This is a genomic window from Paractinoplanes ferrugineus (assembly GCF_016862195.1).
GTDB classification, from domain to species: domain Bacteria; phylum Actinomycetota; class Actinomycetes; order Mycobacteriales; family Micromonosporaceae; genus Actinoplanes; species Actinoplanes ferrugineus.
Genome location: NZ_BOMM01000075.1, coordinates 16,427 through 30,816, shown reverse-complemented (window position 1 = coordinate 30,816; position 14,390 = coordinate 16,427). Strand labels below are relative to the sequence as shown.

Genomic DNA, 14,390 nt, shown 5'->3' with positions numbered 1-14,390 from the left:
ATCGGGTCGGCGCGTCGGCGCGACAACCGGCGGGTCACCGAGGAAGATCTTGGAGTGCTAGCGGATGAGGGTCTCGATACGTCGGTTCTGAACGAGCGGCAACGCAGGATTCTCGCCGTCATCCAGAAGTGGGCGCTGCGGCACGGCTATTCGCCGTCGACCCGGGAGATCGCCGACGCGATCGGCGTCGCCGCGACCTCGACGGTCAGCCGGCACCTGCGCGTTCTGGAGGACCTCGGCTATCTGCGGCGGGGTAGGGCGACAAGACCGGTCGACGTACGCATGTTCCTCGCCCCGCCCGAGGCGCCGCGCGCCGAGACGAACACCATCGGGGTGCCGGTCCTCGGCGACATCGCGGCCGGCACGCCGATTCCGGCCGAGCAGAACTCCGAGGAAGTACTCCCGCTCCCCCGCGATCTGGTCGGGCGCGGCAATCTGTTCGGGCTGCGGGTTCGCGGCGATTCGATGATCGGCGCCGCGATCTGCGACGGCGACATCGTGGTCGTCAAGCAGCAGCCCGAGGCCTACAACGGGGAGATCGTGGCCGCGATGATCGACGACGAGGCGACCGTGAAGGTCTTCCGGCGGCGGGGCGGGCACGTCGTCCTGGAGCCGCGCAATCCGGCCTACGACAACATCGACGGCGACCACGCCGTCGTACTCGGGAAGGTCGTCTCGGTTCTGCGCCGCACCTGATCGACCGCGCGGGTCAACGGGTGAACAGCACAGCGATCAGCAGCAGGACCGGCACGCACGCGATCGTCGAGAGGAAAACGGCGTCCCGGGCGAGAATCAGGCCGGTCCGGAAGCGCTGGGCGTGCAGGAAGACGTTCTGCGCGGTCGGCAGGCCGGCGAGCACGGTCACCGCGTACGTCTCGTGGTGGGGCAGGCGGAACAGCAGCGCCAGGAGGAAGGCGATCGCCGGCATGCCGGCGGTTTTCCCGGCGACGGCGACAAGGGTGGGGGCGCGGTCGGGGCCGGGCGCGAGGATGGCCCGGCCGTGCAGCGACAGGCCGAAGGCGATGAGTACGAGTGGCACCGTGGCTTGTCCGATGACGTTCAGCGGGTCGGCGACGACCGCGGGGATCCGCAGGCCGGTGGCGGCGACGGTCGCGCCGAGCGCCACCGCGACGACGAGCGGGTTGCGCAGCGCCGACAGGACCGCCTCGCGGGCCGACCCGGAGGTCAGTAAGGCCAGCACGATCGGGGTGATGACGAGCAGTTGCAGCATCATGATCGGCACCACGAGGGCGGCGTCGTTGAGCACGTAGGTGGCGATCGGGATGCCGATGTAGTTGGCGTTGACATAGCCGGCGCACATTCCACCCATGATTCGGGTACGGCGATCACGGCGGAAAAAGATCAGCCCGTACGCGATGAAGGTCAGCAGCGCCGCGAGCCCCGACACCAGCAGCGGCTCGCTGAACAGAACATCCGGATCGGCCCGTGCGACCACGGTGAACAGCAGACAGGGCGCCAGAATCGTGTAGACGAGCCGTCCGACGATCTCCTCGGTGGTCTCCGGCAGACCGGCGAACCGGCCCACCGCCCATCCGGCCAGGACGATCGCGCCGATGAGCGCGAAGCCGTCAAGCGCGTGCAGCATTCGCGCCGTCCGGACTCAGCGGTCGCCGGCTTTCCGCGCCTGGCCGAACCGGTCGGCCGGCATCTCGTAGACGATCTCCCGCCCGTCCTGCTCGTCCCACTGCTCGCCGACCTTCACGAAGCCGTAGTGCGCGGCGAGCGAATAGGACGCGATGTTGTCCGGCGCGATGCAGACCCGCACGGTCTTGACGCCCGGGTCGTCGCAGGCGCGTTGCAACAGCGCCTCCAACGCGGCACGCGCATAACCCTGCCGCCGGTGGGCGGGCTCCACCGCGTACCCGATCTCGACCAGGCCGGCCGCGTCCGGCGGCGCGTGAAAGCCGGCCCGGCCGACCGCCACCTGGTTCCGCTCGTCCCAGATCACCCCGGTCACCCAGCCGGCGCTGTCCGGGTCCGCCTCGCATTGCCGGGCCCGATAGGCCCACACCCCTTGGCATTCCGGCCCGGCGAGAAAGGCCGACAACGGTACGGGACTGGCCGCGTCGGCGGCGGCGAGGTCGCCGCGCGCGAGCGCTTGAAAGGCCGGTCCGGTCAAGTGCACGATACGAACGTCGGGGGTCACCCGGTCAGCCTCTCTGCCGTTCGGTAGCCGTCGATCCCATTTCACACCATCACCGGGCCGGCCCCAACCGGTCAGGTCAGCTCCCGGTACGCCCGCAGCACCGCCTCGGTGCGCTCGGCCAGCTCCGACCCGGCGTCCGCCACGATCGGCAGCCCGGTCGAGGTCAGCCGGGCGAGCGCCTCGTCCGCCTCCCGGGCCAGCGCGGTGATCCGCTGGTCGCGGATCAGCTCCTCACCGGCGACGGCGACCGCGTTCAGCGTCGCCAGCCGGTGGCCCACCTCGTCGTCCAGCGCGGCCAGCGCCGAGCCCGCCTTCAGCATCCGCGGCGCCAGTTCGAACGCGCCGTCGTGCTCGGCCAGTGCGGCGTGCAGCTCGCGCAGCTCCTGCCGGCGTTCCAGGGCGCCGGCCAGATCGAACAGGGCCCGGGCGAGCTGCCGCTCGGCGACCGGTGCGTCGATCAGCGCGCCGAGCGCCGGCCACGTCTGCGAGGTGCGCTGGCACAGGTCGATCGCGTCCGAGAACAGTTTCCGGTCGCGGTCCTCGACGAGCACGTGGTGCTGCTCGCGATCGCTCGCCAGCCGCGGCGCCGAGATCACCCCGGGCCGCTGCCGCCAGCCGTGCAGGATCGCCCCGCCGGCGACCGTGACGCCGCCCAGCAGGAAGATGCCACCGGTGAGCGCCCCGCCCAGCAGCAGCAGGGCGCCGATCATGCCGGAGACGCCGCCGACGCCGCAGAGCACCCCGGTCAGCGGCCCCGGCTCGGTCGCGGGCTCGGCCGGCGCCATTTCCAGGACACTGCCCCAGCCGTACGACATTCCCCGGCCGCCGACCACTTCGAGCGGGAGCAGCGACACGATGACCATGCGCTCGTCATGGGCGACATAGAGGGACGGCGTCAACCTCGCCCCCTTCCCGTCAGCCGACCCGCATCATCGCATGCGGACGGTGGTGCCAGCTGTACCTCGGTTGGGTAGCCAGCGGGATCGATCCTCGCAAGCATCGTCAATAGCGTTTCCCCCATGACTACCACGAAGAACCACCGCAAACTCGTGGTCGGCGTGGCCACGGCCGCCGTCCTCGCCGCCGGCGCCGGGATCGCCGACGCGAGCGTCCCGGCCGGCGGCTCGCCGGCCCGCGCCGCCCACGAGCGGTCCGGCTGGGACGGCATCACCCGCGAGCAGGTCCGCATCGACTTCGGCCAGGGCTGGGTCACCGACGCCGAGCTCACCTATCCGAGTGCCGCCCGGGGTCCGTTGCCGCTGGTCGTCTTCCTGCACGGCAGCGGGCACAACGACATGAACCAGACGCTGCCCGACGGCAAGGGGTCCACCTTCGTGCCGCTGGCGCAGGCCGCCGGCCGGGCGGGCTTCGCGACCCTGCGCTTCAACAAGCGCGGCGTGACCGGCATCGGGCCGGTGGAGAGCACCGATCCGGCCCAGCTCACCCCGAAGAACCCCTACCGGCAGATCCAGCTGGACGCCGCCTCGGTGATCCGGTTCGCGGCCCGGTCGCCGAGGGTGAACCCGTCCAAGATCTTCCTGCTCGGCCACAGCGAGGGCACCAACGTGGCCGCCAACCTCGCCGCCGATCCGCGCAGGTTCGGCATCCCCACGCCGGCCGGCGTGGTGGAGATGGGCGTCGTCGGCCGGCCCGTCAAGGAGCTGCTCACGTTCCAGATCTACGGCCGGCTGCTGGTGCAGATGCACGACGAGTTCGACGTGGACGGGGACGGTCAGCTGACCGCGACCGAGGCCGCCGACGGTCTGCTGGGCCAGCCGAAGGAGGTCGCCGAGCAGTTCCGCGGCGTTCTGCTCGACGGCCGGAAGGTCTCGCCCACGACCGACCGCGACCACGACGGCCGGATCGCCATCGACGCCGAGGCCGGCCCGGTGCTGCGCAAGGCAACCCAGATCGACGCCTACCCGAACGTGCCGGGTCTCGACCCGTACGTGGTCTCCTACGCCATCGACCTCGGCCGCTTCCCGACCGTGACCCAGGCGCTGCCCCGGTTCGCCGGGCCGACGCTGCTGCTCAACGGCGAGAACGACATCCAGACCCCGGCCCGGGTCGCGATCGTCGCCGACGCCGCCGTCGCCGCGGCCGGCAACCGCGACCACGAGCTCGTCGTCTACCCCGGCATGGCCCACACGATGAACATCACCCCGAAGTTCAGGCCCGAGTTCGGTGAGCCCGACAAGCAGGTGATCAGCAAGATCCAGAGCTGGCTCGCCGCCCGCCGCTGAACCGCGTACTCAGAAGACGTTGACCGCTGTCGATCCTCTCGGGACCAGGCGGCCCGGCAGGGCCCGCCGGCCGTGCGCCGGCTCGCCGTTGATCGTGGCGAGCAGCAGTTCGGCGGCGGTCCGGCCGATTCCCTCGAGGTCCATGTCGACGCTCGTCAGGGCGGGCCGGCAACCGTCGACCATGACGTCCCAGTTGTCGAAACCGATCAGGGCGACGTCGCCCGGGATTCGTTTGCCGGCCTCCTGCAACGCCTCCGACAGGCCCCGCGCGATCTGGTCGCTGCCGCAGAAGACGGCGTCCACGTCGGCGCCGGTGGACAGCAGGATGCCGGCCGCCTGGCGGCCCCACGCCTCGCTCCACTCGCCGAACAGCAGCGGGGCGGCCGGTTCCAGGCCGGCCGCGGAGATGGTGCGCATCGCCGCCGCGGCCCGGACGGTGGCGGAGTGGTGGTGCTCGGGACCGGTCACGTGGGCTATCCGGCGGCGACCGATCGCGATCAGGTGCTCGATCGCCCGGCGGGCGCCGTCGGCCTCGTCGGGGACCACCGAGCAGTCGCTCGGCTCGGTCGAGCTGATGAACGCGTAGACCACCGGGACCGGCAGGGACCGGCCGATCGGGGGGCGGGCCTGGGTGCGGCGGCCGGTCACGATGATGCCGTCGACCTGGCGGCCGAGCAGGGTGCGCAGGTAGTACTGCTCGCGGATGGGGTCGTCCCGGGCGTCGCACAGGAAGACGCTCACCTGGCCGGCGCCCAGGGCGTCCTCGGCGCCGATCAGCAGCGGGATCGAGAAGCGGCCGATGCTGTCGGTGGTGATCATGCCGACCGTGTAGGTGCGACCGGCCTGCAGGCTGCGGGCGGCCGCGTTGGCGACGAAGCCCAGCTGGTCGGCGGCCTCCTGGACCCGGCGGCGGGTCTCCGGGCGCAGCGCGCCGCGTCCGTTGAGCGCCTTGGAGGCGGTGCCCGGGGAGACGCCGGCAAGGGCGGCGACCTCGCTGATCGTGGCGGCCCGATCGATGGTTCCCAGCGTTTCCTCCCCGTTTCCCAGGTCGTGCCAACGAACCGTAACTTTCCCCTTGACACCGATGCAAGAGGCTCCCTACTTTCAGGGCAATCGTTTTCCTTCCGTTGCCTCGCCTCGTCCTCTCAAGGGGTACCGAATATGACCCTCCCCCGCCGGGGGCTGCGTGCGCTCGCAGCTCTCTCCGTCGCGGCCTGCCTCGTGGCCGCGTGCTCGAACGACACCTCCAAAGGCACCGAGACCGCCACCGCGGGCGGCACCTACACCATCTGGGACCCCTACCCGCAGTTCGACGACTCGTCCGACTGGGTCAAGCTGCTCACCAAGTGCGGCACCGACGCCGGGGTCACGGTCAAGCGCACCGGCTTCGACACCACCGACCTGACGACCAAGGCGCTGCTCGCCGCCCAGCAGGGCAACTCCCCCGACGTGCTGATCGTCGACAACCCGGTGGTCTCCACGCTCGCCGAGGCCGGCGTGCTGACCACGACCGAGGACACCAAGATCGACACGTCGGCGGTCGAGCCCAACCTGCTCGCCGCCGGGCAGGTCGACGGCAAGACCTACGGCATCCCGATCGGCGCCAACACGCTCGCGCTCTACTACAACAAGAAGATCCTGGACGCGGTCAAGGTCGACCCGGCCACGATCAAGGACTGGGCGTCGCTGACCGCCGCGCTGCAGAAGGTGAAGGCGGCCGGCAAGAAGGGCATCACGTTCTCGGCGATCGGCACCGAGGAGGGATCGTTCCAGTTCCTGCCGTGGTTCTGGGGGTCCGGCGCGCAGCTCACCCAGCTCGACTCGGCGCAGGGGGTGGCCGCGCTGACGCTGTGGACCGACTGGCTCAAGAACGGCCTCGCGCCCAACTCGGTCCTCAACAACACGCAGACCACCAGCTGGCAGGAATTCGCCTCGGGCAACTTCGCCTTCAGCGAGAACGGCACGTGGCAGCTGGCGAATGCCAAGAAGACCGGCTTCGAGTACGGGATCATCCCGATCCCCTCGCAGGCGGGTGGCACCGCCCCGGCCCCCACCGGTGGCGAGTTCGTGACCGCGCCCGTGCAGAACGACAAGGGCAAGTACGCCACCACCACCAAGCTGATCAGTTGCCTGTCCAGCAATGAGAACGCGCTGGCCACCGACACCACGCTGTCCTACGTCGCGGCCACCGACGCGGTCCAGGCGAAGCAGGTCGCGGCGAACGCCGACCTGAAGGTGTGGGTCGAGGCCGTCCGGGCCGCCAAGGGCCGCACCTCGGACAACCTCGGCACCAAGTACCCGAAGATCTCCGAGCCGATGTGGACCGGCTTCCAGGCCGCACTGTCGGGGAGCAAGTCGCCGCAGGACGCCTTCGCCGCCGCCCAGACGACGGCCGCCTCGGCCACCAAGTGAGTGTCGTGATGACCCGTGCCGAGGCGGCTCCGGCCGCCCCGGCGCGGGCCCCGCGCCGCCGCAGCGGCCAGTGGGCGGCCTGGCTGTTCCTCGCGCCCGTGGTGATCTACCTGGTGGCGTTCTACGCCTACCCGCTGTACCGCAATCTGGATCTCTCGCTGCGGCATTACACAGTGCGCTCGTTCGTGCAGGGCGACGCCCCGTTCAGCGGCCTGGACAACTACCGCACCGTGCTCGACAACGCGACGTTCTGGCCCGCACTGCTGCACACCGTGGTCTTCACCGGGGTGTCGCTGGTGTTCCAGTTCTCCATCGGCATGGTCCTGGCGATCTTCTTCGCGCAGAACTTCAAGCTGTCGGCGACGCTGCGCGCCCTCTTCCTGGTGCCCTGGCTGCTGCCGCTGATCGTCAGCGCGTCGACCTGGTCGTGGATGCTCAACAGCGACTCGGGCGTGGTCAACTTCGCGCTGAAGGCGGCCGGGATCGACCCGGTCAACTGGCTGACGTCGCCGACGTGGGCGCTGACCAGCGTGATCATCGCGAACATCTGGATCGGCATTCCGTTCAACCTGGTCGTTCTCTACAGCGGGCTGCAGGCGATCCCGTCGGAGATCTACGAGGCGGCCGCCCTCGACGGCGCCGGCGGATGGCAGCGCTTCTGGCGCGTCACGTTCCCGCTGCTGCGCCCGGTCTCGGCGATCACCCTGCTGCTCGGGCTGGTCTACACGCTCAAGGTCTTCGACCTCATCTGGATCATGACGAAGGGCGGCCCGACCGACTCGTCGACGACGTTCGCCACCTGGTCGTACAAGCTCGGCTTCGGCACCCTGGTGCCCAACTTCGGGCCGGGCGCGGCGGTCGGCAACCTCCTGATCGTGCTGGCGCTGATCTTCGGGCTCCTCTACATCCGCGTCCAGCGCCGGCAGGTGTCATGAAAGCGCGCCTCAAGACCGTCGCCGGCATCGTCCTGACCGCGCTGATGCTGTTCCCGGTCTACTGGATGGTCAACGTGTCCTTCACCAAGGACACCGACATGCGCCACGACCCGCCCTATCTGTTCCCGGTCCACGGCACGCTCGAGGGCTATCGGGCCGTTCTCGACCAGCAACTGCCCTATCTGGGTACGAGCTTGCTGATCGGCCTGGGCACGGTGCTCCTGACCGTCGCGTTGTCGGCCCCGGCCGGCTATTCGCTCGCCAAACTGCGGCCCCGCGGCGGCGGAGTCCTGTCCTTCGTCCTGCTGATGGCCCAGATGATCCCCGGCATCATCATGGCGATGGGCTTCTACGCCATCTACCTGAAACTGGGTGTGCTCAACAGCGCGCCCGGTCTGGTGCTCGCCGACTCGACGATCGCGGTGCCGTTCGGCGTCCTCATCTTCACGGCTTTCATGTCGGGCCTGCCCGCCGAACTGATAAACGCCGCGAGAATCGACGGCGCCGGCACCTTCCGCACGTTCTGGTCGGTCGTCCTGCCGGTGAGCCGGAACGCGATCGTGACCGTGAGCCTGTTCGCGTTCCTCTGGGCTTGGTCCGATTTCGTGTTCGCCTCCACCCTCGACGGCGGCGGCCCGCGACAACCGATCACGCTCGGCATCTACCACTACATCGGCAACAACAATCAGCAGTGGAACGCCATCATGGCCACCGCCGTGATCGCCTCCATCCCCGCGACGCTGCTGCTCATCCTGGCTCAGCGCTACGTGGCCGCCGGCGTGACCGCCGGCGCCGTCAAAGATTGAGGACCAACATGACCGGCCCCGCCGCGCCCACCCCGTCGGCCATCGCCGCCCTGAACCCGCTGCCCCTGGACGCGGTCCGGCTCGACCCGGAAGGTCTGCTCGGCGGCTGGCAGGAACGCAATGCGGCGGCCACCATGCCGCATTGCATCGGCCAGCTCTCCGCCTACGGCAACCTCGACAACCTGCGCCGGGTGACCGGCGATTCGGACGCCGAGTTCCGGGGCATGTGGTTCGCCGACACCGACGTCTACAAGACGCTCGAAGCGGTCGGCTGGTCCGGCGGTTTCCCCGAGTTCCGGGCCGATCTGACGGCGCTTCTGGAGAAGACCCAGGAAGCCGACGGCTATCTCGATTCCTACTATCAGGTCGAGCGCCGCGATCAGCAGTGGAGCGACCTCGGTTTCAGCCACGAGATGTACTCCGCCGGGCATCTCATCCAGGCCGCCGTCGCGGCGGCGCGCGGTGCCGGGAACACCCAACTGCTCACCGTGGCGCGCCGGTTCGCCGACCTTCTGGTACGCCGTTTCGGGGCCGGCGCCGAGGATCTGATCGACGGCCATCCCGAGGTGGAGACCGCGCTCGTGGAGCTCTACCGGGAGACCGGCCACGAGCCGTACCTCGCCCTGGCGAAGCGTTTCCTCGACCTGCGCGGTCACGGCATGCTCGGCGCCGGCCGGTTCGGGCCGCGCTACTGGCAGGACCACGAGCCGCTGCGCGAGACGACCGAGGTCGCCGGGCACGCGGTGCGGCAGATGTACCTGCTGGCCGGGGTGGTCGACGTGGCGGTCGAGACCCGCGACCCCGACCTGCTCCGGACGGCCGAACGGCTCTGGGAGTCGGCTCTGGCCAGCCGCACCTATCTGACCGGCGGGCAGGGGTCACGGCACAAGGACGAGGGCTTCGGGGACGCGTACGAGCTGCCGCCCGACCGGGCCTACGCCGAGACGTGCGCGGCCATCGGCAGCTTCCAGCTCGCCTGGCGCCTGCTGCTCGCGACCGGCCGCTCCGGGTACGCCGACGAGATGGAACGGCTGCTCTACAACGGGATCGCGGCGAGCACCGCCCTCGACGGCCGCTCGTTCTTCTACTCCAACCCGCTGCAGCTGCGCACCGGCCACGACGGTTCCCACGAGGACACCCCGTCGCAGCGGCTCACCTGGTATTCCTGTGCCTGCTGCCCGCCCAACCTGGCCCGGCTGATGGCTTCCCTGCACGCCTACGTCGCCTCCAGCACCGACGCCGGCCTGCAACTTCACCTGTACGCCCCGGGCGTGGTCAGCGCCGCCGGCCGCGCGCTCGAGGTCCGTACGTCCTATCCGTGGGACGAGACGATCGCCGTCACGGTGACCGAGTCCGGCGACGAGCCGTGGACGCTCGCCCTGCGGGTGCCGGCATGGTGCCGCGAGGCGCGGCTCACCGTGAACGGGTCGCTGATCCGGGCCGGCGCCCAGGAGGGCTACCTGCGGGTAAGCCGGCAATGGCGGGCCGGTGACGTCGTGGTGCTCACCCTGGCCATGCCGCCCCGGCTGGTCGCGGCCCACCCTCGGGTCGACGCCGTGCGGGACAGCGTCGCCCTGGCCCGCGGCCCGGTCGTCTACTGCCTCGAGCACGCCGACGTGCCGGCATCGATGCAGTCCGCCGCGTTCGAGGACCTCTGCATCGATACCTCGACCGCGGTGGAACTCGGCACCGGCATCGCGCCGGTGACGCTGCTTCCCGTACTGCAGGTGCGGCCCGAGAGCTCCGGAGCGCTGTACCGGGAGTTCGCCACCGGCACGGCCGGGGGCACCCGGCGCGCCGCCGTGCCGGCCATCCCCTATTTCCTGTGGGCCAACCGGGACGCCGGCCCGATGCGGGTCTGGATCCCGCTCGCCCCGCGCGAGGCCTGATCGCTGTCGGCCGGGACCGCCTGCGCGGTCCCGGTCCGCCCACACGGTACGTTGCTGGCATGACCCGGCCGCGCACCGCCACCATTCGCGACGTGGCCGCACTCGCCGGCGTGTCGGTCGGCACCGCCTCCAAGGCGCTGAACGGGCGCGGCTCGCTGCGCGCCGACACCGTGGCCCGGGTCAAGCAGGCCGCCGAGCAACTCGACTTCCATCCCAATCCGGCCGCCCGCAGCCTGCACGCCGGTCGCAGCTTCACGGTCGGCATGATCACCACCGACACGATCGGCCGGTTCTCCATCCCGCTGCTGATCGGCGCCGAGGACACCCTGGGCGCCGGCGAGATGTCCGTGCTGCTGTGCGACGCCCGCGACGACCCGATACGCGAGCAGCACCACCTGCGCGTCCTGCTCAGCCGCCGGGTCGACGGCATCATCGTCACCGGCCGCCGAGCCGGCACCCGCCCGCCGATCACCGCCGCGCCCGGGGTGCCGGTCGTCTACGCGTTCCTGGCCTCGGCCTCCGCCACCGACTGCTCGGTGGTCCCCGACGAGCCGGGCGGCATCCGCCTCGCGGTCGAGCACCTGCGCACGGTCGGCCGCCGCCGCGTCGCCGTGGTGACCGGCCCGGAACACCACCACTCGGCCCGGGTGCGCGCCCAGGCCGCCGCGATCCACCTGGGCGACAGCCTGGCCGCGCCCCCGTTGCACGGCGAGTGGAGCGAGGCCTGGGGCCGCCAGGCGGCCGGCCTGCTGCTCGCCCAGCAGGTCGACTTCGACGCCGTGGTCTGCGGAAGCGACCAGATCGCCCGCGGCGTCGCCGACGCGCTGCGCGAGGCCGGCCGCCACGTCCCCCGCGACGTGGCCCTGGTCGGCTTCGACAACTGGGACGTGATCGCGTTGGCCAGCCGTCCCCCGCTGACCAGCATCGACATGGATCTGGAGGGCCTCGGCCGGGCCGCCGCCGAGCTGCTCCTGAAAGCCATCGACGGCGATCCCAGCCCCGGCACCCACCGCCACCCCGCCAAACTGGTGATCCGCGACTCCACCGTCCCCACCTAGGCCCACTTCCAAGGCCTGGCCCCTTCTTCCCGGCAGAGCGGCGCCGCCAGGGCGACCTGTCCGGAAAGGGCCACGACGGTGTGGTGAGCCGGGCTATCTCAGGTAGGCGGCCAGCGGGATGTTCTGCTGGCGCAGGGCGGTGGCGATCAGGGCGGCGATCTGCTTGGCGCCGGCCGCTTCGAAGTGGGTGTGGTCGTTGCAGAAGAACGCGCCGACCGGGCCGGCGGTGTAGTCACCGTTGTTCGGGCACAGCTTGAGCGAGTTGTACAACGCCACGCTGCGGGCATGCAGATCGATCACCGGTACGCCGTTGGCCGCGGCCGCGTCCTTCGTCTCGGTGACGAAGCCACGGTTGCCGACGGCGGTGCTGCCGCTGCACGTGATGGCCGCTACCGGCGTGACGAAGATCGGCTTCACGCCGCGCGCCTTGGCCGCCGACGCCATCACGCCCAGCAGCTCCTTGAAGCGGGCCGAGCCGACGTGCCGTGGGCAGGCCGAGTCACCGTCGTTGATGCCGAACTGGATGACCAGGTAGTCGCCGGACTTGAAGCCGGTGCTCGCGTCCAGCATCGCGGTCCACCGCGAGCTGTACGCCGTGGAGCTGAGCGCGCACTCGCCGGCCGAATTCTTGGTGGAGGTCACGTTGCCCTCGTACAGCCAGGTCTGGATGCTGCGGCCGCCGACGGCGCTGTTGCGCACGGTGACATCGCCGGTGAAGTACGGCGCGAACTGGCTGCCCCAGCCGATCGGGCAGGTGCTCGCGTTCATCATCGTGGAGTCGCCGGCCATCCACACCTTGATCGGCGCCGTCGCGGGGGCCGTCGGGGCGGGAGTGGTCGGGGCCGGGGTGGTGGCGGCCGGGGTGCTGGGGCCGGTGCACGGGGTCGGCGACGGCGACTGCGGGCCGGTGGTCGGGTTGCCGGCGGTGCCGGTGCAGGTGGTGCCGTTGAAGGTGAAGGTCGACGGCGCCGGGTTGCTGCCGGTCCACGTACCGTTGAAGCCGAAACTCACCGACGCGCCGGAACCGACCGCGCCGTTGTAAGCGGCGTTGGTGGCGGTCACCGTCGTCCCGGCGACGGTGACGCCGGCGTTCCAGGCCTGGGTGATGCCCTGGCCGGCGGCGAGGGCCCAGGTCAGCGTCCAGCCGGTAACCGGGTCGCCGAGGTTGGTGACGGTGACGTCGGCGCCGAACCCGCCGGCCCACTCGCTGGTGACCTTGTAGGTGACGCCGCATCCGGTGGTGGCCGCGTCGGCGGTGGCGATGCCGAAGCCACCGGCGGCGACGACCGCCGCCGTGGTCGCCAGCAGGGCGAGGCGTGATTTCATCGGGACGCTCCGGTGCAGGAGGAGTTGTTGAGGGCGAAGCCGGCCGCCCCGCCGGCGTTGCTGTCGGTGGTGAAGCCGAAGCTCGCACTGCCGCCGGCCGGGATCGAGGCGTTCCAGGCGACGTTGGCGGCTCGCGCCGCGGTGCCGGACTGGCTGGTGGTGGCGTTCCAGGACTGGGTGATCGACTGGCCGGCGGGGAGCGTCCAGGTGAGGGTCCAGCCGTCGACCGCGGCGGCGGAGGTGACCGTGACGTCGAACTGGGCGCCGCTCCCCCAGTCACCGGTCTTGCGATAACTGACCGTGCAGGCCCCGGCCGGAGCGGTCGTCGGCCCGGAAGTCGGCGGTGTCGTCGGCCCGGTGGTCGGCGGCGAGGTCGGCGCGGACGTCGGCGGCGAGGTGGGGGCGGACGTCGGCGGCGAGGTGGGGGGCGAGGTCGGTGGTGTGGCCAGTTTGGCGCTCAGGATCGGGGCCAGTTTGGCGGTGATCGCCTGGTGACCCTTGTCGTTAGGGTGCACCGAGTCGCTCAGGCCGTCGGCCGGCAGCCAGCCGGTGGTGTCCACATAGAACACGTTCGGGTCGCCGGCGTTGTTGCGGGCCTGCACCGCTGCCTGCGTCTCGGCGGCGTACCGGCCGATGAACGTACGCAAGGCGAAGATCTTGGTGGTCGGGAACTTGGCCCTGATCCGGGTCAGGAACGTGACGTACTTCGCCTGGAAATCGGCGCCGCTCACGCCGTGGCTCTTGTCGTTGGTGCCGAGGTTGATCACCACGCCGTCGGCCTGATAGCGGGTGAAGTCCCACAGGTCGGTGCCGGCCTGACCGCCGCTCGACATCCAGTAGCGCGTCTCCTGCGCCCAGCACCCGTCCGCGGTCTCGGCGAGGCACATGCCACCGATCGCGATCTGGGTGTGGTCGTAACCGAGCTGCTCACCGGTCTTGAAGCCGTAGTCGGTGACGGCCAGCTGGCTGCTGGTGGCGCCGGCGGTGATCGAGTCGCCGACGAACTCGACGAGCCTGGGCCGGGCCGGCGGCTTGACCGTGGTGGCCCCCGAGTCGAGGGTGAGGCCCTGGAAGACGGCGTCGCCGGTGTAGGAGCCGGCCACCTGCCGGTAGCTCACCACAAGCGTGTGGTTGCCGGCGGCCAGCGCGGTCGGTGTCAGGTTGATCGTGCCGGAGCCGCTGTACGCGGTGAACGCCCTGCCGTCGATGCTGGCCCACAGGTCGATCGCGTTGCGCTGCTTGAGCTTGACGGTCCGGCCGGTGAACCCGGTGCGCAGGTAGGCGCCGGCCCAGTAGGGCACGTAGGCGGAGGCGTTCGTCCGGTTCCAGCGGCCGACGAAGCTGATGTTGGGGTCGGTCGGCCGGCCGTCCCCGGCCGCGGCCTGGGCGGACGGGGCGAGCAGCGAGCCCGCCAGCAGCACCGTCGAAGCCACCGTCGCAGCGCCGAGCAGACGACGTCGCATGCCACCACTCCTCTCGCCGGGACCGGGAGCGCTCCCAGGTTCGCATCGTCGTTCATAAATTGATTCGTGTCAATGAACGCGATGCGCGAGG

13 protein-coding genes are annotated in these 14,390 nt (G+C 70.7%); 7 read left to right on the top strand and 6 right to left on the bottom strand.

What is annotated here, in order from left to right; genetic code table 11:
- Positions 1-54 precede the first annotated feature (54 nt).
- Positions 55-696 carry a transcriptional repressor LexA gene (gene lexA, locus Afe05nite_RS38785; RefSeq protein ID WP_203822318.1) on the top strand — a complete coding sequence of 214 codons (642 nt, stop codon included), beginning with the start codon at positions 55-57 and terminating at the stop codon, positions 694-696.
- A 13-nt stretch (positions 697-709) separates the two neighbouring features.
- Here the strand turns inward: lexA and Afe05nite_RS38780 are convergent, their stop codons facing one another.
- The 3 genes from Afe05nite_RS38780 to Afe05nite_RS38770 form a co-directional block, all read right to left on the bottom strand.
- Entirely contained in the window at positions 710-1,606 is an 897-nt protein-coding gene (locus Afe05nite_RS38780) for an AEC family transporter (protein ID WP_203822317.1), read from the bottom strand.
- A gap of 15 nt (positions 1,607-1,621) precedes the next feature.
- A complete protein-coding gene (locus Afe05nite_RS38775) occupies positions 1,622-2,167 on the bottom strand; it encodes a GNAT family N-acetyltransferase (protein WP_239118528.1) in 546 nt (181 codons plus the stop codon).
- A 71-nt stretch (positions 2,168-2,238) separates the two neighbouring features.
- On the bottom strand, positions 2,239-3,066 hold the full coding sequence (locus tag Afe05nite_RS38770; protein ID WP_203822315.1) for a hypothetical protein: 828 nt from the start codon (positions 3,064-3,066) through the stop codon (positions 2,239-2,241).
- 120 nt (positions 3,067-3,186) lie between these two features.
- Between Afe05nite_RS38770 and Afe05nite_RS38765 the strand changes: the two genes are divergently transcribed.
- Positions 3,187-4,410, top strand: coding sequence for an alpha/beta hydrolase (locus tag Afe05nite_RS38765; protein WP_203822314.1), 1,224 nt, complete (start codon positions 3,187-3,189; stop codon positions 4,408-4,410).
- A gap of 9 nt (positions 4,411-4,419) precedes the next feature.
- Here the strand turns inward: Afe05nite_RS38765 and Afe05nite_RS38760 are convergent, their stop codons facing one another.
- A complete protein-coding gene (locus Afe05nite_RS38760; RefSeq protein ID WP_239118539.1) occupies positions 4,420-5,409 on the bottom strand; it encodes a LacI family DNA-binding transcriptional regulator in 990 nt (329 codons plus the stop codon).
- 162 nt (positions 5,410-5,571) lie between these two features.
- On the opposite strand from Afe05nite_RS38760, the gene Afe05nite_RS38755 reads away from it, so the two are divergent.
- The 5 genes from Afe05nite_RS38755 to Afe05nite_RS38735 are packed head-to-tail and all read left to right on the top strand — an operon-like array spanning position 5,572 to position 11,510.
- Positions 5,572-6,822 (top strand): sugar ABC transporter substrate-binding protein, encoded by a 1,251-nt coding sequence (locus tag Afe05nite_RS38755; RefSeq protein ID WP_203822313.1) that lies wholly within the window; start codon positions 5,572-5,574, stop codon positions 6,820-6,822.
- 8 nt (positions 6,823-6,830) lie between these two features.
- The gene (locus tag Afe05nite_RS38750; protein WP_203822312.1) at positions 6,831-7,757 is read left to right on the top strand and encodes a carbohydrate ABC transporter permease; all 927 of its coding nucleotides are present in this window, start codon (positions 6,831-6,833) and stop codon (positions 7,755-7,757) included.
- On the top strand, positions 7,754-8,563 hold the full coding sequence (locus Afe05nite_RS38745; RefSeq protein ID WP_203822311.1) for a carbohydrate ABC transporter permease: 810 nt from the start codon (positions 7,754-7,756) through the stop codon (positions 8,561-8,563). Before Afe05nite_RS38750 ends, Afe05nite_RS38745 begins: the two co-directional genes overlap by 4 nt.
- Before the next feature lie 8 nt (positions 8,564-8,571).
- Positions 8,572-10,452 carry a glycoside hydrolase family 127 protein gene (locus Afe05nite_RS38740; protein WP_203822310.1) on the top strand — a complete coding sequence of 627 codons (1,881 nt, stop codon included), beginning with the start codon at positions 8,572-8,574 and terminating at the stop codon, positions 10,450-10,452.
- 59 nt (positions 10,453-10,511) lie between these two features.
- Entirely contained in the window at positions 10,512-11,510 is a 999-nt protein-coding gene (locus tag Afe05nite_RS38735; RefSeq protein ID WP_203822309.1) for a LacI family DNA-binding transcriptional regulator, read from the top strand.
- Between the two features lie 93 nt (positions 11,511-11,603).
- On the opposite strand, the gene Afe05nite_RS44325 is transcribed toward Afe05nite_RS38735, so the two are convergent.
- Entirely contained in the window at positions 11,604-12,836 is a 1,233-nt protein-coding gene (locus Afe05nite_RS44325; protein ID WP_239118527.1) for a cellulose binding domain-containing protein, read from the bottom strand.
- A complete protein-coding gene (locus tag Afe05nite_RS44770) occupies positions 12,833-14,299 on the bottom strand; it encodes a cellulose binding domain-containing protein (RefSeq protein ID WP_203822308.1) in 1,467 nt (488 codons plus the stop codon). Before Afe05nite_RS44770 ends, Afe05nite_RS44325 begins: the two co-directional genes overlap by 4 nt.
- Between the last annotated feature and the right edge of the window lie 91 nt (positions 14,300-14,390).